The organism is Altererythrobacter sp. Root672 (assembly GCF_001427865.1).
Lineage (GTDB): Bacteria > Pseudomonadota > Alphaproteobacteria > Sphingomonadales > Sphingomonadaceae > Croceibacterium_A.
Genome location: NZ_LMHH01000001.1, coordinates 1,647,749 through 1,667,466 on the forward strand (window position 1 = coordinate 1,647,749; position 19,718 = coordinate 1,667,466).

The 19,718-nt window shown below is 65.1% G+C and carries 20 protein-coding genes and 1 other RNA gene; 17 read left to right on the forward strand and 4 right to left on the reverse strand.

The annotated features are described in order from the left end of the window. The first annotated feature begins 56 nt into the window (after nucleotides 1-56). Entirely contained in the window at nucleotides 57-293 is a 237-nt protein-coding gene (locus ASD76_RS07960) for a hypothetical protein (protein ID WP_055920865.1), read from the forward strand. Here ASD76_RS07960 and ASD76_RS07965 read toward each other — a convergent pair. The 3 genes from ASD76_RS07965 to mscL all read right to left on the reverse strand — a co-directional run bounded on the left by ASD76_RS07965 (nucleotide 290) and on the right by mscL (nucleotide 2,003). Beyond that, entirely contained in the window at nucleotides 290-952 is a 663-nt protein-coding gene (locus ASD76_RS07965; RefSeq protein ID WP_055920868.1) for a murein L,D-transpeptidase catalytic domain family protein, read from the reverse strand. The two genes, ASD76_RS07960 and ASD76_RS07965, sit on opposite strands and share 4 nt — an antisense overlap. 273 nt (nucleotides 953-1,225) lie before the next feature. Continuing rightward, nucleotides 1,226-1,571: a transfer-messenger RNA gene (gene ssrA, locus ASD76_RS17895) on the reverse strand. 9 nt (nucleotides 1,572-1,580) lie between these two features. After that, on the reverse strand, nucleotides 1,581-2,003 hold the full coding sequence (gene mscL, locus ASD76_RS07970) for a large conductance mechanosensitive channel protein MscL (RefSeq protein WP_055920871.1): 423 nt from the start codon (nucleotides 2,001-2,003) through the stop codon (nucleotides 1,581-1,583). 148 nt (nucleotides 2,004-2,151) lie between these two features. On the opposite strand from mscL, the gene ASD76_RS07975 reads away from it, so the two are divergent. The 12 genes from ASD76_RS07975 (at nucleotide 2,152) to ASD76_RS08030 (ending at nucleotide 15,002) form a co-directional block, all read left to right on the forward strand. After that, entirely contained in the window at nucleotides 2,152-2,820 is a 669-nt protein-coding gene (locus ASD76_RS07975; protein WP_055920874.1) for a LemA family protein, read from the forward strand. 9 nt (nucleotides 2,821-2,829) lie between these two features. Further along, nucleotides 2,830-3,669: a TPM domain-containing protein gene (locus ASD76_RS07980; RefSeq protein ID WP_156457585.1), complete on the forward strand. Its 840-nt coding sequence runs from the start codon at nucleotides 2,830-2,832 to the stop codon at nucleotides 3,667-3,669. Then, complete coding sequence (locus ASD76_RS07985) at nucleotides 3,670-4,347, forward strand: TPM domain-containing protein (RefSeq protein ID WP_055920880.1); 678 nt, start codon at nucleotides 3,670-3,672, stop codon at nucleotides 4,345-4,347. Nucleotides 4,348-4,356: 9 nt separating this feature from the next. Beyond that, the gene (locus tag ASD76_RS07990) at nucleotides 4,357-4,911 is read left to right on the forward strand and encodes an NUDIX hydrolase (RefSeq protein WP_055920883.1); all 555 of its coding nucleotides are present in this window, start codon (nucleotides 4,357-4,359) and stop codon (nucleotides 4,909-4,911) included. Further along, nucleotides 4,908-5,831: a ketopantoate reductase family protein gene (locus ASD76_RS07995; RefSeq protein WP_055920886.1), complete on the forward strand. Its 924-nt coding sequence runs from the start codon at nucleotides 4,908-4,910 to the stop codon at nucleotides 5,829-5,831. Before ASD76_RS07990 ends, ASD76_RS07995 begins: the two co-directional genes overlap by 4 nt. 205 nt (nucleotides 5,832-6,036) lie before the next feature. Continuing rightward, nucleotides 6,037-6,879 (forward strand): beta-etherase, encoded by an 843-nt coding sequence (locus tag ASD76_RS08000; protein ID WP_055920889.1) that lies wholly within the window; start codon nucleotides 6,037-6,039, stop codon nucleotides 6,877-6,879. Beyond that, nucleotides 6,879-7,838 (forward strand): 2-hydroxyacid dehydrogenase, encoded by a 960-nt coding sequence (locus tag ASD76_RS08005; protein WP_055920893.1) that lies wholly within the window; start codon nucleotides 6,879-6,881, stop codon nucleotides 7,836-7,838. The genes ASD76_RS08000 and ASD76_RS08005 overlap by 1 nt, the downstream gene beginning before the upstream one ends. Beyond that, a complete protein-coding gene (locus ASD76_RS08010) occupies nucleotides 7,835-8,674 on the forward strand; it encodes a hypothetical protein (protein WP_055920896.1) in 840 nt (279 codons plus the stop codon). Before ASD76_RS08005 ends, ASD76_RS08010 begins: the two co-directional genes overlap by 4 nt. Before the next feature lie 238 nt (nucleotides 8,675-8,912). Next, entirely contained in the window at nucleotides 8,913-9,749 is an 837-nt protein-coding gene (locus tag ASD76_RS08015; protein ID WP_055920899.1) for a DUF4239 domain-containing protein, read from the forward strand. Nucleotides 9,750-9,827: 78 nt separating this feature from the next. Further along, complete coding sequence (locus ASD76_RS08020; RefSeq protein WP_235506571.1) at nucleotides 9,828-11,939, forward strand: PQQ-dependent dehydrogenase, methanol/ethanol family; 2,112 nt, start codon at nucleotides 9,828-9,830, stop codon at nucleotides 11,937-11,939. Nucleotides 11,940-12,034: 95 nt separating this feature from the next. Beyond that, the gene (locus ASD76_RS08025) at nucleotides 12,035-13,993 is read left to right on the forward strand and encodes a PQQ-binding-like beta-propeller repeat protein (protein ID WP_055920904.1); all 1,959 of its coding nucleotides are present in this window, start codon (nucleotides 12,035-12,037) and stop codon (nucleotides 13,991-13,993) included. Nucleotides 13,994-14,009: 16 nt separating this feature from the next. Continuing rightward, nucleotides 14,010-15,002: a VOC family protein gene (locus tag ASD76_RS08030; protein ID WP_156457586.1), complete on the forward strand. Its 993-nt coding sequence runs from the start codon at nucleotides 14,010-14,012 to the stop codon at nucleotides 15,000-15,002. A gap of 80 nt (nucleotides 15,003-15,082) precedes the next feature. Here ASD76_RS08030 and ASD76_RS08035 read toward each other — a convergent pair whose 3' ends face one another. Beyond that, nucleotides 15,083-15,448: a c-type cytochrome gene (locus ASD76_RS08035; protein ID WP_055920909.1), complete on the reverse strand. Its 366-nt coding sequence runs from the start codon at nucleotides 15,446-15,448 to the stop codon at nucleotides 15,083-15,085. 198 nt (nucleotides 15,449-15,646) lie between these two features. Here ASD76_RS08035 and ASD76_RS08040 point away from each other — a divergent pair, with 198 nt between their 5' ends. The 4 genes from ASD76_RS08040 to ASD76_RS08055 all read left to right on the forward strand — a co-directional run bounded on the left by ASD76_RS08040 (nucleotide 15,647) and on the right by ASD76_RS08055 (nucleotide 19,718). Next, on the forward strand, nucleotides 15,647-16,126 hold the full coding sequence (locus ASD76_RS08040) for a hypothetical protein (protein ID WP_156457587.1): 480 nt from the start codon (nucleotides 15,647-15,649) through the stop codon (nucleotides 16,124-16,126). Nucleotides 16,127-16,198: 72 nt separating this feature from the next. Beyond that, complete coding sequence (locus tag ASD76_RS08045) at nucleotides 16,199-17,005, forward strand: HupE/UreJ family protein (protein WP_235506573.1); 807 nt, start codon at nucleotides 16,199-16,201, stop codon at nucleotides 17,003-17,005. Continuing rightward, entirely contained in the window at nucleotides 17,002-17,616 is a 615-nt protein-coding gene (locus ASD76_RS08050; RefSeq protein WP_200943056.1) for a hypothetical protein, read from the forward strand. The genes ASD76_RS08045 and ASD76_RS08050 overlap by 4 nt, the downstream gene beginning before the upstream one ends. A 131-nt stretch (nucleotides 17,617-17,747) precedes the next feature. Beyond that, on the forward strand, nucleotides 17,748-19,718 hold the full coding sequence (locus tag ASD76_RS08055; RefSeq protein WP_162249649.1) for a pyrroloquinoline quinone-dependent dehydrogenase: 1,971 nt from the start codon (nucleotides 17,748-17,750) through the stop codon (nucleotides 19,716-19,718).

The following is a 19,718-nucleotide window of genomic DNA, read 5'->3' on the forward strand; positions in this document are numbered from 1 at the left end:
CTCAGCCGCTGGGACGATCATTCCTCTCCGTGGGGTTAACGATGGAATGTCGAGCAATGCTGCGCAAGGTCTCCAGATTGTTCACGATCAAGACGCGCTTTGAAGCCTTCCTAATCATCTACGCCCTGGCGCTCGGAGCGACCACGCGCGGCGCACACTACCTTGACCAATTCCCCGGCGTCGGCGGCAAGCTGCTGTTCCTCGCCACGACGGGCGCGGTGTTTATCGCCGGAGCCAAGATCCTCGACTGCCTGCGTTTCGAGCGGGCAGCGAAGGAAAAGTCGGAAGCCTAGGCGAGGCCCAATTCGCCGGGCCGTCCCGCGTAGAGCAAGCGGCCCGCCCCAAGCTGTTCCATCACCGTAGCGATCTCCCGCTGCTCCACAGCAAAGCAGCCTTGGCTGCGGCCGATGCGGCCACGAGAGTAGATCATCGAAGGATCAACGTATGGCGCACCGTGCATCACAATCGCGCGGTCCCACGCCATGTTGTTGCTGGCATCGAGCCCGATCAGCCGCTGCGAGCGACCGTGCTTGCCGTAGTAGGTCGTCGACGTGACATAGGCCCCGCGCGAACTGGCGTTGGAGCCGGGCTCGTTCGAGAAGTACTGCAGCATCCCCGTGGCGGTCGGGTCGGACCCGTTGCCGTGGGCGACCAGCCAGCTGAGCATGATCTGCCCGCTGGCCACGTCGACCAGGTGGAAGCGCGGCTGGCTCGAAGGCGCGGAGAAATCGACCAGGCCGATGCGGCTCCGGTCGAGGATGTACCCCGAGTGAGTATCAAGCGCAGCCAGGGCCTCTTCCAGAAGGGGTGGCCGGTAGGCTTGGCGTGGCTCAGCGAAAGCGACGGCAGGCTCAATCGGCGTACTCGTAGGTTCGGCAAAGGCTCGACCCGTTGAGACCCCAGCGGTCGCGGCAATGGCAGCACCCATGAAAAGGCGGCGGCTCAATTGCATTAGCGATCCCGTAAAATTGCCTCGCCCCGGCTCTGGCGGCCTCGGTGCGACAGTTCTGATTTGCCCAACATGATGGCAACAGTGGGGCAGCGTCAATCCGCCCGCGACGCATCGCATAATCTTTGACGTGAATTGGTGGGGTGGGGGTTTCTGTTGCTAGGCACCGCCCAATTGGGTTCGGGGGGTGAGGACCGTAGCGCTCGGGGCACCCTCGGCCCGTTTCCGTCAAAGAGGTGGGTGGGGGTTTCTGTTGCTAGGCACCCCCGGGCCCCCGGTTTCCGATTCTGTTACCCGGTTCGGTCCGAACCGTGCTCTAGCTTTGTAAGATCAGGCCGTTAGGCCGTCAGGTTACGCAGCGAGAGCAAGTGCTTCGTTATCGTTGGCACTTGTGTGTTTTGAGCCTTATGCGGGTTACTCAGCCCGGGCAAAAACAGTGCTTTTCAACACACGTCGATCCTGGTTCGGCCCCGTCAGAGCCCCCGGTTTCCCGAGGATTTTGGTGGAGCCGCCGGGTACTGCCCCCGGGTCCGCTGTGCCTATTGCACACTGCAGTTTATCGCCATAGCCGGCCGAAACCGGCGAGGACCCATATAGAGATCGCTGGCTTAATGTGAAGTGAGCGAGTGCATCAGCTGCGCTTCTTCAGTTCGTCGCGGATCTCGGTGAGCAGATCGACCTCGTTCGGGCCGGCGGGCGCATCCGCCTTCTTCGCGATCAGCTTGTTCGCGGTGCGGACCAGCAGGAAGATCACGAACGCCAGGATCACGAAATTGATCACGGCCGTGATGAAGGCGCCGTAGCCGATCATCGCCGCCCCCGCTTCCTTGAGCGCGGCATAGTCGGTCAGCGAGCCGGTGTAGCCGGCGGGCACGCTTAGCAGGACGAAGTGGTTCGAGAAGTCCGCGCCGCCGAAGATCGCTCCGATAACGGGCATGATCAGGTCGCCGGTCAGCGAGGTGACGATCGTTCCGAAGGCCCCGCCAATGATCACCGCAACGGCCAGGTCGAGCACATTGCCCCGAGCGATGAATTCCTTGAATTCCTGCAACATAGACCCCACCTCCGTCAAAGCTTCTGGGCGGGTTAAATCACTCTGTTCGATCGTCTGCAACCGGGCATCTTGAACGCAGTCTCGCGTGTGCTATCTATGTAATACAGCGCGACTACGACCGCGCGCCTTGAGGAAGGATACCTGTCTCATGTCCATGATTGCCTCGATCCGCACTGCCGTTATCGCGCTGGCGGCGCTTTCGCTGTCCGCTTGCGGCATCAACTCGGTGCCCGCCGCAGAAGAAAACGCCAAGGCCAAGTGGGCAGACGTGCAGAGCGCATATCAGCGCCGCGCCGACCTGGTGCCCAACCTCGTCGCTTCGGTGCGTGGGGCCGCTGCTTCGGAATCGCAGATCCTCACCGAGGTGACCGATGCCCGCGCTCGCGCGACCTCGATCAACATCACCACCGACGATCTCTCGAACCCCGCGGAATTCCAGAAATTCCAGGAAGCGCAGAACCAGCTGACCCAGGCGCTCGGCCAGTTGCGCACCGTGGTTGAGGCCTATCCGCAACTGCAGAGCCAGGCGCGCTTCGCCGACCTGATGACCGCGCTCGAAGGCAGCGAGAACCGGATCGACACGGCCCGCACTCGCTACAACGAGGCAGTGCAGGCCTATAACACCGAGATCCGCACCTTCCCGTCGATCATCGGCGCAAGGGTGATCCATGGTTCGAAGCCGATGGTGCCGTTCCAGGCTAGCGAATCCGCTCAGACCGCTCCGACCGTAAACCTCGACAACGTCGGCGCACCGGCCGCAGCGCCTGCGAACGACAACGCTCCGGCGGCAGAACAGCCCGCGGCGGCGGCGAACTAGGTCATCTCGATGACACGCTTGCTGCTGATCTGGTTGGCCCTGCTGGCCGCCCTCGCGGGCGCGCCGGCAGCGGCACAACCAGAGCTACCGCCCCGGCCTGAGGGGCCCGTCTACGACGGCGCCAACATCATCTCGCCAGCGGACAAGGCGGCACTCGACGCTCGACTGCGCGCCTACAACGAGACGACTGGCCGTGCGGTCATCGTCGCGACCGTCCCGTCGCTCGAAGGCCAGGAAATCGAACCGTTCGCCCAGGCGCTCGCGGAGAGCTGGGGCATCGGCGGCCAGGAAAGCGAGAACGGGCTCCTGTTCCTGGTCGCTCCAAACGAACGCCGGATGCGCATTCACACCGCACGCGGATTGCAGGAGCGGATGACGGACATCATGTCCGGTCGCATCATCCGCGACGTGGTCACACCACGCTTCAAGGCGGGCGACTTGTCGGGCGGTATCGTGGCCGGCGTCGACGCCATCGTTCAGCAGCTCGACATGGATCCGGCCCAGGCCAAAGCCATCGAAGAGGCTGAAAAGGCCCGCCAAGCTAGAGTGGCAAAAGTCGCCGCACCGGCGATTGCCGGTGTGTTCTTCTGGATCGCGATGCTCGTGTTCTTTGCAATCGTGTTCGGTCGCCGGACGCGAGGGCGCCGATATCACGGCCGCGGCGGGGACGCCGCTAGCGCCGTGGGCAACGTGCTGATGTGGACGGCGATCAATGCCGCCATGAACAGCGGTCGGGGCTCCGGCGGCGGCTGGGGCGGCGGAGGCGGCGGCGGTGGCGGAGGCGGCTTCGGTGGCTTCGGCGGCGGTGGCGGCGGCTTCAACGGCGGCGGCGCGAGCGGGGGCTGGTAGATGGGGCTTTGGATTTCGGCTGAAGACCAAACTCGCGTCAGCGAGGCGGTCGCCGCGGCGGAGGCCCACACGGCCGGCGAGATCGTCACCGTCGTGGCCGACAGTTCCGACGGTTACAGCGACATCGTGCTCGCCTGGTCGGCGCTCGTCGCGTTCACGGCGCTCACGGCCTATGCTCTGTTCCCGGACTTCTACCTCGGGCTGATCGAGCAAGTCAGCGGCGGTTGGAACCACGAATGGACCCGTAGCGAGATTCTCGGTCTCGCGGCCACCGGGGCGATGATCAAGTTCGTCGCGACCTGGTTGCTCCTGCAGTGGCTGCCCCTGCGGTTCGCCTTGATCCCAGGCGTGGTGAAGACCCGCCGTGCCCTTGCCCGCGCAGTCGGCCTGTTCAAGGTCGGTGCCGAGCGGCGCACTCATGGCCGCACCGGTATCCTGATCTATCTCTCGATGCGCGAGCACCGGGCCGACATCATCGCCGACGAAGCCATCGCCAGCAAAGTCCCAGCAGAGACCTGGGGCGATGCCATGGCGGCGATGCTCGAGCACATCAAGGACGGCCGCTGTGCCGATGGCATGATAGCCGCGATTGGCAAGGTCGGGGTGATCCTCGCCGAACACTTCCCGCGGGCCGATGACGACATCAACGAGTTGCCAGATCGCCTGATCGAACTGTAGTCGGGTGGCGTGACTGAACGCCCCCTTCCCCCTGACGCCGATGCACCTGAACAGCTCGAATGGGCTGGCAAGTGGATACAAGCCAAACGCCGCGGACGCTGGGAGTACGCCACGCGTTCGCGTGGCATTCGCGCCGCGGTGATCCTCGCGGTCGATGCCGGCGACGTGATCCTGGTCGAGCAATACCGCGTCGCGATCGGCAAGTTCTGCCTGGAGCTTCCAGCCGGCCTGATCGGTGACGAAGACGAAGGCGAGGACGATCTCACCAGTGCCCGCCGCGAGTTGGAGGAAGAGACCGGCTACCAGGCCGCGCAGTGGGAGACGGTCGGGGAATTCTACTCCTCGCCAGGCATGGTGCAGGAGAGCTTCACCCTGCTCAAGGCGACTGGCCTTTCACAAGTCCACGAAGGCGGCGGCACCGAGCACGAGGAGATCGTGGTCCACCGCGTGCCCCTCGCCCGGATTGGCGAAGTCATTGCGGAACACCGCGCCAAGGGCCACGGCATCGACGTCAAGCTGGCGATGCTGCTCGGCCCGCTACTGCTGGAGGATGCCGCGCAATGAAGGTCCTGATCCTGGGTGCCGGAGCCATGGGCTGCCTCTACGGCGCAGCGTTCCACCGTGCTGGCTGCGAAGTCACGCTGGTCGACGTGAACCGTGCGCATATCGACGCCATCAACGCTCGCGGGCTGGAGCTGGATACACGCGCCGGCCTTGAACTGCTGCCTATACCAGCGCGGCTGCCGGAGCAGGTCGAGGGGCCGGTGGACCTCGTGGTGGTCTTCACCAAGACCTTCCATACCGACGGGGCCCTGTCCGGTATCGCCGCCGCAATCGGGCCGGAGACTGCGCTGCTCAGCCTGCAGAACGGCCTCGGCAACGACAAGCGGCTCGCGGCCCATGCCTCGCCCGAGCGAGTCATGGTCGGGGCGAGTTCGCTCCCCTCCGACCTGGTCGGCCCGGGCAAGGTGCGCAGCCACGGCGAAGGCGGATCGAAGCTCTATCCCGCGTTTGGAGGCGACGTCCGGTTCGCTGGGCACGTGGCCGACTTGCTCACCAAGGGTGGGCTTGCCGCCGTGCTGGAGCCCGAGATCCACGTCGCGATCTGGTCCAAGGCAATCTTCAACGCGACCATGAACCCGCTCTGCGCGCTCACCCGCCGCACTCCGGGCTTTCTCGGCGCCCACCCTGAAAGCCGTGCGATGATCACGCAGGCGGTGGATGAAGGCGTCCTCGTGGCCAATGCCAGCGGCATTCCGGTTCCCGCCAAGCCGATCCATGACCTCACCGAAGTCTCCATGACCGACCACGCCGACCACGAGGCGTCGATGCTGCAGGACGTGAAAGCGGGCCGCCGCACCGAGGTCGACGCGATCAACGGCGCCATCGTCGAGGCGGCGAAAGCGGCGGGTGTCGAGGCCCCCGTCATGGAAACGCTCTGGCGCCTGGTGAAGCTCGAAGAGGCGAAGCTGGCCGAAGGCTAGATCCTCCCCGAGCTTGTCTCGGGGAGGTGGCGCGCGTCGCAGACGCGTGACGGAGGGGTAAGCGGAAGAACGCAGCACCCCTCCACCATCCACTTCGTGGACGGTCCCCCTCCCCGAGCAAGCTCGAGGAGGATTTAGGCCCCTTCCCTTTTTCCCGCGCACCCCATAGCAGGGCGTCAAACAACATACCGAGAGGGTCCCCCCAATGGCTCAAAACAATACCATCACTTTCTACGATCTCGCCATTTCGACCGGCGCGACGATCAGTCCGTTCGTGTGGGCGACCAAGTACGCGCTCAAGCACAAGGGCTTCGATCTCGACGTGGTCCCGGGCGGTTTCACCAAGATTCCCGAGCGCACTGGCGGCGTGACCGAGCGGCTTCCCGCGATCGTCGATGATGGCAAGTGGGTGCTCGATAGCTGGGGCATCGTTGAATACCTCGACGCGACCTATCCTGACCGCCCGCTACTGATTCCGCATCCGAGCGTCGCCATCGTCACCCGCGCGCTCGACGCCTGGTTCTGGCAAGTCGCCACAGGCCCGTGGATGCGCTGCAACTGCGTGAGCTACCGCGACCTCTCCAATCCTGAAGACCACGAGTACATCACCCACTCGCGCGAGAAGATGCTCGGCAAGACGCTCGAGGCCATGCAGGAAGGCTACGAAGACCGCCTGCCCGCGATCTCCGCCGCGCTCGAACCGCTGCGTATCGCGCTGCGCGAAGGCGACTGGCTTGGGGGCGACAGCCCGAACTACGCCGACTACCGCATCCTGGGCTCGATCCTGTTCACCGCCTCGGTGTGCCAGAACAGCCCGGTCCTGGCGGAGGACGATCCGCTGCGCCCGTGGATCGAGCGTTGCCTCGACCTCTACGACGGTCTCGGCCGCCATCCGGGCCTGTTCCCGCTGTTCGGCCTCGAGCAGCGTCCGCAGGATCCGCCGCTGTTCATGCCGCAAGGCCAGGGCGGCATCCACAAGCGCAACACCGGCCCGGCATCGACCAGTGCCGAGACCCAGCGCATCACTGAAGGCATGGCCAAAGCCTGATGCGGGTCCTGGTTACCCGGCGCTGGCCGGAGCAAGTCGAACGCGCGCTGCAGGATCGGTTCGAGGTCGTACTCAACACCTCGGACCGGCCGCTCAGCCAGGCTGATCTGGCGCGGGCAATGAACGAGTTCGACGTGCTCTGCCCGACCGTCTCCGACAAGGTGGACGCCGCCGTGTTCGACAACGGCTGCCGCGTCAGGCTGATCGCCAACTACGGCGTCGGCTTCGATCACATCGACCTCGCGGCGGCCAAGGCCAAGGGCATCGCCGTCACCAACACGCCGGGTGTCCTGACCGACGCCACGGCCGACATCGCCCTGACCCTTCTGCTGATGGCGGCAAGGCGCGCGGGCGAAGGCGAGCGCGAATTGCGCGATGGGCGCTGGAGTGGCTGGCGGCCCACCCACCTCATCGGCAGCGCGCTCAAGGGCAAAGTCCTCGGCCTCGTCGGCATGGGCCGCATCGCCGTGGCCACCGCGCGGCGGGCCAAGCACGGCTTCGGCATGCGCATCGCCTACTACGGCCGGCGCGAGTGCGAGCCGGACATCGCGCAGGAACTGGAGGCGGAGTTCTTCCCGGACCTCCACGCCCTGCTCGGCGCTTCGGACTTCGTCTCGCTCCACGTGCCGGGTGGGGCCGAAACGGCCAATCTGATCGATGCCACCGCACTCGCGGCGATGAAGCCAGATAGCTACCTCATCAACACCGCGCGCGGCGGGATCATCGACCACAACGCTCTCGCCGATGCGCTCGACAACCATCGAATCGCCGGGGCCGGGCTCGACGTCTATCCGCACGAGCCGGATGTCCCGGCAGCGCTCCTGGGCCTCGAGAACGTCGTGCTGTTACCGCATCTCGGCAGCGCCAATGCCGAGACGCGCATCGCCATGGGGATGAAGGCCCTGGCCAATGTCGAGGCCTTCGCGAAAGGCGAGCCCCTGCCCGACCGGATCGCATGAGCGAGGCGATCGCCTCGTTGATCGCGGCGGAAGGCCTGCCAGCCGATTACCGCGAGGTGGTGGAGCACCATTGGCGCCCTTTGGCGGAACGCATCGCCGGCGAGGCGAAGCGGCCGCTGCTGGTGGGCATCAACGGCGCGCAGGGTTCGGGCAAGACCACGCTGTGCCGGTTCCTCGAAGCGCTGCTGGCCGGGCGCGGCTTGCGCGCCGTTACCCTGGCGCTCGACGATCTCTACCTGACCCACGCCGAACGTCAGGCGCTGGCCCGCGACGAACATCCGCTGTTCGCCACGCGCGGCGTTCCGGGGACCCACGATGTCATGCTCGGCGAAGCGATCCTCGATGGTATCGCCGCTGGCCGCTCGGTCACGCTTCCAGTGTTCGACAAGGCCATCGACGACCGGGTGCCCACCGGAATTTTGGTCGAGCCTCCGGTCGACGTGATCCTGTTCGAAGGCTGGTGCGTCGGCGCGGTGCCGCAAGCGGCTGCGGCCATGCGGGAGCCAGTCAACCGGCTCGAGACCGAAGACGACGTCGACGGCACCTGGCGGCGCGAGGTCAACCGGCGCCTCGCCACCGACTATGCCGAACTGTTCGGCCGGATCGACTCGCTCGTGATGCTCAAGGTCGAAGGGTTCGAGGCAGTGCGCGCCAATCGCTTGCTGCAAGAGCAGAAGCTCGCCGCGAGCAACCCTGGCGGCAAGGCGATCATGGACGAGGCCGCGCTCGACCGCTTCCTGATGCACTACGAACGCCTGACGCGCTCGACCTTGGCGGAAATGCCGGAGCGGGCGGATATCCTGATCCCGATCGGGAAGGATCAGCGACCCCTCTAAGATCCTCCCCAGCATGGGGAGGGGGACCATGCGCAGCATGGTGGAGGGGCACGCGCGGTTGAACGCTTCATCGAGAGGTCAGGACAGGCCGAGGGTGCCCCTCCACCAACCTTCGGTTGGTCCCCCTCCCCATTCTGGGGAGGATTTGCTGCTCACTCCCCCTTTGCGGGTTTACCCCGATTTCCTCCGCCCTCCCCTTCGACCGATAGCTTTCCCCCTCGTCACGACGGGGGCGTTCATGATCGATATCCTGCTGTTTCGGGCCCCACTCTGGCTCGCCGGGCTGATCCTGGTTCTTGCCTGCATCTTGGCGCGCGAAGCTGGATCCATGCTCTACCGGCGAGTGACGGCAGGCAAGACGGCAAAGGACGAGGATAACGACGCCGTATCGCACATCGTCGGCGCGATCCTCGGCCTGTTGGCGTTTACCGTGGGCTTCACTTTTTCGATCGCGCTCGACCGCTTCGACACGCGGCGCACCATGGTTGCCGAAGAAGCCACCGCAATCGACACCGCCTACCAGCGCGCCAGCCTGCTTGATGAGCCCGATCGCGCGACGCTGCAGGCGACCTTGCGCGAATACGCGCATACCCGCGTCGCGCCGGAGGGTGTGAAAGACGATCTTGTCGAGGCGGAGCTCCGCAAGGACCAGGCGCTCAGGCAACGCCTGTGGGATGAGACTCGCACCGCGGTGCTCCCCTTCCGCCAGACCGACCAGGCCTCCTCTCTGGTCGAAGCCATCAACGACGCGCTCAATGTCGGCGTCCGACGCGAAGCAGCGGGTCGCGCGCATGTGCCGTCGCGCATCCTCGACGTCATGATCCTCTCCTTGCTCGTGACCGCCGGCATGCTTGGCTATCTCCTGCGCGACACCAAGGGCACCAAGCGCCAGGCCTCGACCATCCTGCTGATCCTGTTCGTGATCATGCTGGTGCTGATCATGGATATCGACCGTCCACGCGATGGCTCGATCCGGGTGCCGCAGCGTCCGCTCGAGGAACTCGTGGCCAGGCTCGACCGCGATGCCGCCCGGCAACCGGCAATCGCTCCGCCACCGGCCGCCGCACAACCCTGAGGGTCCGCGCGGACTGTAATCTTCGCTTTCCTACACGCCCCCAAGCATGCCACCATCCATTTGATGGGAGAGCGAATCTTGAACCGACTGGCACCACTGGTGCTGGCCGCCACCGCCGCGTTGCTGGTCGGCGCCTGCAGCAAATCCGAGCCCGAGGCCGGCAACGTGACCGAAGCCCGCCTGCTCGCGGCCGAGGACAACGGCGACGACTGGCTGAGCCACGGCCGCACTTATTCCGAACAGCGCTATAGCCCGCTCGAGGACATCAACGACGGCAACGTCAAGGACCTGAGCCTGGCCTGGGCGGTCGAGCTCGACACCAACCGCGGACAGGAAGCGACGCCCGTCGTGGTCGACGGCGTGATGTACATCACCACCGCCTGGTCGAAGGTCATGGCCGTCGATGCCGCTACCGGCGCAGTGCTGTGGCAGTACGATCCGCAGCCGATTGGCGCCAAGGGCGCGCACGCCTGTTGCGACGTGGTCAACCGCGGCGTCGCGGTGTGGGAAGGCAAAGTCTTCGTCGGCACGATCGACGGCCGTCTGATCGCGCTCGACGCCAAGACCGGCCGGGAGCTGTGGGACGTCGTCACCGTCGACCAGAGCAAGCCCTACACCATCACCGGCGCGCCGCGCGTGGTGCGCGGCAAGGTCCTGATCGGCAACAGCGGCGCGGAACTCGGCGTGCGCGGCTACATCTCCGCTTACGACGCCAAGACCGGCAAACTGGTCTGGCGCTTCTACACCGTTCCCGGCAACCCGGCTGACGGCCCCGATGGCGCCGCTTCGGATGCCGCGTTCGCCAAGTTCGCCGGCAAGACCTGGGCCGGCAAGTGGTGGGAGATGGGCGGCGGCGGAACCGTGTGGGATTCGATCGTCTACGATCCCGAATTCAACCAGCTGATTATCGGCGTCGGCAACGGCAGCCCGTGGAACTACCGCGCCCGCAGCGATGGCAAGGGGGACAACCTGTTCCTCAGCTCGATCCTGGCGCTCGATCCCGATACCGGGGCCTACAAGTGGCATTACCAGGTGAACCCGGCCGAGACCTGGGACTTCACCGCGACCCAGCAGATCACCCTCGCCGACCTGACCATCGACGGCAAGGTGCGCAAGGTCGCGATGCAGGCGCCGAAGAACGGGTTCTTCTACGTCATCGACCGTACCAACGGGAAGCTGATCAGCGCCGAACCCTACGCCCCGCAGAACTGGGCCGAGCGGATCGACCTCGTGACCGGCCGTCCGGTCGAGCGGCCCGAGGCGCGCTTTGCCGACGCGCCGCACCTGACTTACCCCAGCGGCATCGGCGCGCACGCTTGGATGCCGATGAGCTATTCGCCCAAAACCGGCCTGGTCTACATCCCGGCGATGCACGTGCCGCTCTCCTACGGGGACGACGTGAACTACACTCGCCATATCGGGCGCTGGAACACCGGCGTCAGTTTCCTTGCCCCGCCGGAAGGTTCAGTACCTGGCGCAACGGCGCTCGAACGGCGCGCGGCGCTGGCGGCGACGAACAAGGGCATGCTGGTGGCCTGGGACCCGGTGGCGCAGAAGGCCCGCTGGACCATCGAACAGCCATGGCCGTGGAACGGTGGCACGCTGGCGACCGCGGGCAACCTGCTGTTCCAGGGCGATCCTCATGGCATCTTCCGCGCTCGGGACGCCGCAACTGGCAAAGAGCTTTGGTCGTTCGATTCCCAGCGCGGGATCATGGCCGGCCCAGTCAGCTTCCGCGCCGGGGGCGAGCAGTATGTCGCCGTGCTAGCCGGTTACGGTGGCTCGATGGGCATGGCGACCGCGAGCGAATGGATGCGCCGCCCGCCGCCCAATGGCATGCTGCTGGCGTTCAAGATCGGCGGCAAGGGCAAGCTCGCCAAGCTCCCGCCAGTCGAACTCGCGCCGTTCGTGACAAGCAACGAGACTTTCACCCCGGCGCAGCTGGCCGAGGGCGAGGCGCAGTACTTTGGCTTCTGCACGATCTGTCACAACGGCCCGGTTAACCCTGACCTCATGCGCTCGCAGATCGCCACGAGCGCCGATGCCTGGCGGACCGTGGTGATGGACGGAGCCTTGGCCGACAACGGCATGATCAGCTTCAAGCCCTGGCTCAAGCCGGAACAGGCCGAGGCGATCCGCGCCTTTGTGCTGACCCAGGCCAAGGCGCGCGCGGCAGCGGAAGGGAAATAGTTAGCTCTTCAACTGTTCAGAACTGAACTAATTGCCTCAGCGGAGAGGATTGGGTAGGTCTCTCCGATAACAAGAGGCTTGGGAGACGACATTCGATGCGCAAGACGATGGCCCTGTTGCTGGGCGCGACCCTCATGGTGTCCGCTGCCCACGCCCAATCGGATGCGGTCAAAGTCGACCCGGCCGACTGGCCGCGTTACGCGCGCGATCTCGGCGGCACGCGCTATTCGCCGCTCGACCAGATCAACACCGCCAATGTCGACCAGCTCGACCAGGCCTGGTCTTTCCGCATGCGGCCCGAGGGCGGCGCGGGGCTGTTGGGCGGTGCGGTGCCGATCGTCATCGACGGGGTGATGTACCTCACCATCGGCAACGGCGTGGTGGCGCTTGAGGCGCATACCGGCAAGGAAGTCTGGCGTCATAAGGTCAGCGGGCTGGTCCGCCGCGGAGTCACCTGGTGGCCCGGCGACGGCACACTCAAGCCGCGCATCTTCTACAACGACGGGACCAAGATCACCGCGCTCGATGCCGCCACCGGAGCGGTCGACGGCAGCTTCGGCACCGAAGGCTCGATCACCATCGAGGGCACGCCTTACGGTTACCCGCCGACGATCTACAAGAACGTCATGGTGATCGGCGCCAGCACCGCCGAAATGCCCCGCGGCCCGAGCGGCAACAGCCGCGCCTACGACGCGCGCACCGGCAAGAAGCTGTGGGAATTCAATACCGTGCCCCAGCCGGGCGAAGTCGGCCATGACAGCTGGCTCGACGATGGCTGGAAGGAACGCTCCGGCACCAACATGTGGATCTGGTACACCACTGCCGATCCCGACACCGACACGATCTACATGACCATCGGCGGCCCCTCGCCCAACTATTACGGTGGCGACCGGCCGGGCAACAACCTGTTCGGCAACTCGCTGGTCGCGGTCGATGCGCAGACCGGCAAGTACAAGTGGCACTTCCAGACCATCCACCACGACTTGTGGGACTGGGACCTGCCCGCCCCGCCGGTGATGGTCGACGTGACCAAGGACGGCAAGCGCATCCCCGCCCTTGCCCTGACCGGTAAGCCCGGCCTGATGTACATCCTCAATCGCGAGACCGGCGAGCCGATCCACGGCGTCGAGGAACGCCCTGTCGCCTCCGCCGACGTGCCCGGCGAATGGTACAGCCCGACCCAGCCCTTCCCGGTGAAGCCCGAACAGCTCAACCGCGGGGTGTGGACGCCGGAAGACATCGTCACCGCCAACGACACTTCGCCCGAACACGCAGCCGCTTGCCGCGCGCTGCTCGATTCCTATGGCGGGACGTTTTTCAACCAGGGGTCGTTCACGCCCTTCTTCATCCACAACCCGGGCGATGCGCCCAAGGCCTCGATCAACTTGCCGCACAACGGTGGTTCCAACTGGGGCGGCAGCGCCTCCGACCCGACCAAGGGCCTGGTGTTCGTCAACGTCAGCGAAAGCGGCAGCATCGGCTGGATCGAGAAGCGCGATCCCAAGGGCGACTATGGCCGCGGCACCGCGGACTCGACCCAGATCTACGACCGTGGCAGCCTCGTCGGCCCGGGCGCCTACTCCTCGTTCTCAGCGCCGCTGTCAGGCTACGATGCCGACAAGAAGCCGATCGGCCCGAGCCTGCCCTGCATCCGTCCGCCCTGGGGCAAGCTGGTGGCGGTCAACGCCAACACCGGCGAAATCGCCTGGTCCTCGCGCCTCGGCGTGACCGAGGAACTGCCCGAGAAGAAGCGCGACACCGGCAGCAACAACACCTTCGGCGGGCCAATCGTCACCGCTGGCGGCCTGGTGTTCATCGGCGCCACCGGCGACCGCTATTTCCGCGCCTTCGACGCCCGCAACGGCAGCATCATGTGGGAGCAACAACTCCAGTACGCGCCGATGACGGTACCGATCACCTATCGCGGCAAGGACGGAAAGCAGTATGTTGCGGTGATCGCGGCCGGCTCGGGCCTTGGCGGTCCTGCGCCGCGTGGGCCTGACGGCAAGCCGCTCAACAACGAATCCGTGATCGCCTTCGCGCTGTCAGAATAAGCTTGGGAGAGTTTGAATGGGACGCATGATCACCACCCTGCTCGGCACGGCCATCCTCGCCGCTGCCCTGCCCGCCGCGGCGCAGACCATCACCACGCCCGAAGGCGCGCAGATGAGTGCGGCCACCGACCTCGCCTACAAGCCCGGCGAACTCACGCCGGAGCAACTCGCGAGTCCCACGCGCGAGCTGTTCTCGCAGGATTCGATGAACGTGTTCCGCCGCTACCCGCGCGAGAAGACGGCCGAGATGGTCAAGTTCTACACCGAGGCGCTGGCTCTGCGTTCGTTGAGCCCGATCCAGCTGACCTCGACCCAGCAGATGCTCCTCACCGGCGTCGGTTCGGGGCAGATCAAGCTCTCGGCCGGCCAACTGGGCAATCGCAAGTACAACCTCGAAGGCGGCCCTACCGCGGGCACAGGCATTCGCTTTTTCGCGCTGACCTATCCCGACAAGCAGGCCGTGCTCGATCGCTTCGCCGCAGCGGGCTTCCCGGCGCCCGAGTTTCACGACCAGGGCAATGGCACCCAAGCCGCGCTCGTGACTGATCCGGGCGGCTTCCCGATCCAGATCGTGATCAAGCCGGGCGCCAAAGACGGCTCCAACGACGGCGTCGGCGTTGGCATCAACGTGTCGAACCTGGAGCAGAGCCGCGCGTTCTATCGCGAGTTCGTCGGGCTGGATGAACTTCCCGCGGTGCAGGACACGCTACTGGGCGTGACCAAGTACCCCTATCGCCACAAGGAAACGACGCTCTACCTGTACCACTCGGGCGACAACCTGACGCAGGACAATGGCAGCGCGGGGATCCAATACGTGGTGCGGGATTCGCCGATGGTCGACGCCAAGGCCAAGCATCGCGGCGGGATCGCCGTCGAGACGCCGCTCAACAAGCTGGCGGGCTTCGACCTCGTGACGGTGTGGCTCAACGATCCGGATGGCGTGACGAACTACTTCGCTCAGGTTGGCCCCAATAGCCGCACGGCACAGCAGGCACGCGCGGGGAATTAGGCTGATGCCTTAAGCTGCGAAGAGACAAAAAAGGGGGCGGTGAAGCGCCCCCTTTTCCATTCGATTGCGACCCGAAAAACTTACTTCTTCGCCTGGACGATGTAGGACGCCAGCAGGTCGATATCGGCCGGATCAAGCCAGCTGAAGCTCGGCATGGCGCCCTGGCCGTTCGTGACGATGTCGATCACGTGGGCTTTGTCGATATTGGCATTGCCGTCGAACGACGGGCCGACCGAACCGGCAGCCTTGGCATCCGCCAGGGTGTGGCAGGAGTTGCAGCCGTTGTCGGAGAACATCTGGCGGCCCTTCTCGACCTGTTCGGCCGAGAGCTTGGCAGTCGGATCCTCGGCGGAAGCGAAAGCACTCGCCGCCGGAATGGCGACGACGGCCAATGCGACCAGGCCCAGGCGTCCCATCTTGCCGGCCGGTAACGCGAATCGATACATGGTGAACCTTTCCCGTTGGTTTGGCGGCCCGTTCCGCAACAACGGGACCAAAGTCAATCAAGTGCTACGTGGCGCAAGCTTTACCGCGCATTTACGCAGCGAACTTTCGGACATTGTCAATTTGCCATTACACAGTCAAGCGTGACGCCCGCCTTGGCATGGTATAGGAAGCCCGGCCAGAAGTAGAAAGGAATGGGGATGAACAAGGCCGTAATCGCGGGAGTTGTCGCAACGCTGCTGCTCGGAGGCTGCAATCAGGCCGCCCAAGCGCCCGAGATGACAGCGCAGCAATTGATGGCCAAGGAAGTCCAACCGACTGCCGAAATTTACTGGAACGCGGTCCAGTTCATCAGCGACGAGACCGGCGACCACGATATCTTCCCCAAGACCGACGCGGATTGGAAGCGCGTCCAGGAAGCAGCGGTCAAGCTCGGCCAGCTCGGCGAGCAGCTCAAGACCCCCGGCTTTTCCGAAGGACGCGGGCAGGACTGGATCCAGTTCTCGGACTCGCTGATCGAAGTCTCCAAGCTGGCCGAACAGGCTGCGGTCGAGCGTAACACCGACAAGGTCTTCGAAGTCGGCGGCACGATCTACAGCGTCTGCAGCGCCTGCCACCAGATGTACCCGCCCGCGACCGGTGCGGGCACCGAGGAACGGCCCGGCGACGACGCGGCGTAAGCGTTGCCAGTCTCTCTTTCAAAAATCCTCCCCGAGCTTGCTCGGGGAGGGGGACCGCCGACGAAGTCGGTGGTGGAGGGGCGTTGCGCTTCTCCGCTTACGCCTCCGTCACGCGCCTTTGGCGCGCGCCACCTCCCCGAGACAAGCTCGGGAAGGATCGAAGGCCACCTTCGCCGCACGCTGACGTGGCTCACACGGCCGCAGATCATCGCTGTGCTACTGCTAGCCTTGTTCCTCATGGTCGAGGGCGCAGCCGCATACGCGCACGACATCTCCAAAGCCGACCGCGCGACAGTGCAGCAGATCGCGGGACCGGCGCCGTTCCTGTTCCTCTACCTCGGCGCCAAGCACATGGTCACCGGGATCGACCACGTGTTGTTCCTGATCGGGGTGGTGTTCTTCCTCTATCGCCTGCGCGACGTGGTCATCTACGTGACCATGTTCACTATCGGCCACTCGCTGACGCTGCTCGGCGGCGTGCTGCTGAACACCGGGGCCAATTCATACATCGTCGATGCGATCATCGGCTTCTCGGTCGTCTACAAGGCGTTCGAGAACCTTGGCGGGTTCAAGAAGCTTGGCCTGGCGATCAACACCAAGCTGGCCGTTTTCGGCTTCGGCCTCTTCCACGGCCTGGGCCTGGCGACCAAGGTCCGCGACCTCGGCCTGTCGGAGGACGGGCTGCTGGTAAACCTGATCTCCTTCAACATCGGCGTCGAGATCGGCCAGGTCATGGTCCTGGCGGTCGTCGTCACGCTGCTCAACCTGTGGCGCGGGACCCGCTCGTTTGCACCTAGCGCCTTTTATGCCAACCTTGCCCTCATGGCCGGGGGCTTTGTCCTGATGGGCTATCAACTGACGGGGTATTTCACTTCATGACCGACACTGTTCCCACCGCCGCTCCGCCTTCGCGCAAGAAGCTGGTCGTTGGCTCGCTCGCTGCCGTCGCAGTCGCCGCTGTCGCGCTTGTCGTGTTCGTGCTGCCTGCCGAATACGGCATCGACCCGACGGGCGCCGGCAAGGCGCTCGGCCTGACCAAGTCCACCGAGCCGGCGATGAACGAAGAGCAGATCCGCGGCGCAAAGCGCGTCGGCGTCCTCACCTTGTCCGAACAGCCGCCGCAGCGCACCGACTGGACCGACAGCTGGACGATCACCCTGCGCCCCTACGAATCGATCGAACTCAAGTACACGCTCGACAAGGATGCCGAGCTGGACTTCACATGGACCGCAACCGGCCCACTTTACTATGACATGCACTCCCATCCGTTCGACGGTGGCGACAAATTGACCGAGACCTATAGCCTCGGCAACCTGGCGCAGATGCATGGCCGCTACGTCTCGCAGTTCAACGGGCTGCACGGCTGGTATTGGCAGAACCGGACCATGAGCGACGTGACCCTGACGGTGAAAGCCGCCGGTCCGATCACCGAATCGACCTTGTTCGAGATGGGCATCCCGCGGAAGCGCGAACTTACCCCTCCCGAATAGCCGTTCACCCTCCGGTCAGAACGGATTTTGTCAATTTGGTACACTTTCCGCCCTTGTTGTCCGGGCGGAATCTCGGCTAGGCGTTTCGGCCTGGCCGAGTGGTCCCTCGGTAAAAGCATAGGGGAGTGGGTGTGAGAAATTCTTCGCGCGCGGTGTCGTATCGCCGCAAGGTCCTTGGTGGCGTTGCGCGCTCCTTGGTGCTGATTTCGGCGCTGCCGCTGGCAGCTACGGCCGTCTCGGCCCAGGCCCAATCGCAGACCGCGCTGCCGAAAGGCAACTTCGACTACGCGGGATGGGACGCTTATCTCGGCGGTTCGGACTCCTCGCAGTATTCGTCGCTGACTCAGATCAACAAGGACAACGTCAACCAGCTGCAGGTCGCCTGGACCTACGAAGCCGGTGATGGCCAGCCCCCGCAGTTCAATCCAATCGTCGCCAACGGGATGATGTACGTCCTGGCCGCCGACGGGAAGATCGCCGCGCTCGATCCGACGAGCGGCAAAGAGATCTGGAAGAGCGAGACCACCGGCCGCTTCAGCGCGCGCGGCATCAACTACTGGCAGAGCAAGGACGGTTCCGAGCGTCGCCTGATCGCCCTCAACGACGGCCTGCTGCGCGCGATCGACGCCCGCACCGGCAAGTACGTTCCGAACTTCAGCGTCGACTTGCGCCAGGCCCTGCCCGAAGGGTCAGTCGTCCCTGGCCGTCCGCTGATGACCAACAATCCGGGCCGCATCTTCGAAGACACGATCATCATCTCGCTGCCCGCAGGCGCTTACGACTACGCCTCGTCGCCGGCCGACATCCAGGCCTATGACGTGCGCACCGGCGCGCTGAAGTGGAAGTTCAACGTCGTCCCGCGGGTCGGCGAATTCGGCTCGGACACCTGGCCGGAGAAGGACCGCGAGAAGTTCGGCGGCGTCCACAACTGGTCGGAGAGCACGCTCGATCCGGAACTGGGCATTATCTACATCCCGACCGGTACCGCCCGTTACGATTTTTACGGCGGCAACCGTCCGGGCGACAACCTGTTCGGCAACTCGGTCCTCGCGCTCGACGCGCGCACCGGCAAGCGCGTGTGGCACTACCAGACGGTCCACCACGACTTGTGGGACTTCGACCTGCCGAACGCGCCCAAGCTGATGACCATCACCAAGGACGGGAAGAAGATCCCGGTCGTGGTCGTCGCTTCAAAGCATGGTTTCATCTTCGTGTTCGACCGCCGCACGGGCGAGCCGGTGTGGCCGATCGAAGAGCGTCCGGTCCCCGCGTCCGACGTGCCGGGCGAACACGCCTCACCGACGCAGCCGTTCCCGACTTGGCCGCAGCCCTTTGCTCGCCAGTCCTTCACCGAAGCGGACATCAACCCGCTCTTGCCGGAAGCGGACCAGGCGAACCTGCGCAAGCTGCTGAGCGAGAGCCGCAACGAAGGCCTGTTCACACCGCCGAGCACTCGGGGCACGGTCTCCATGCCTGGCCACAACGGCGGCACCAACTGGGGCAACACTGCGGGCGATCCGGTCAACCAGCGGTTCTTCGTGGTCAGCCGCGAGATCCCGGTGCTGATCAAGCTCAACGATCTGCCCAACGCCGAAGCCGTGGCCCGCGCCAAGGAGAAGATGCCCAACGGTGGCCCGGATAACTATCCGTACACCTCGCCGGTCAACTTCCTGCTGCAGAGCAACGGAATGGTCGCGATCAAGCCGCCGTTCTCGTTCCTGACCGCCTACGACATGAACACCGGCAACATCATGTGGCGCGTGCCCAACGGCGAAGTCACTCCGCTCGAGGAAAAGGGTGTCGAAGGCGTTGGCGCCCAGGCTCCGCGCGGCGGACCGGTGGCGACGGCGAGCGGCCTGCTGTTCGTCGGCACCGCGACCGACCGCACGTTCCGGGCCCGCGACGCGGCGACCGGCAACATCCTGTGGGAGTACAAGCTCGACGCCGCGACCGAGGGCGTGCCCGCGGTCTACGAAGTGGGTGGCCGCCAGTACGTCACTATTCCGGTGGGCGGCGTCGGTCACTTCGCGAACGGCCTCGGCCTGTCGGAGCCCGGCTCCAACAAGTACGTGACCTTCGCCCTTCCGGCGGGACAGCGCTGA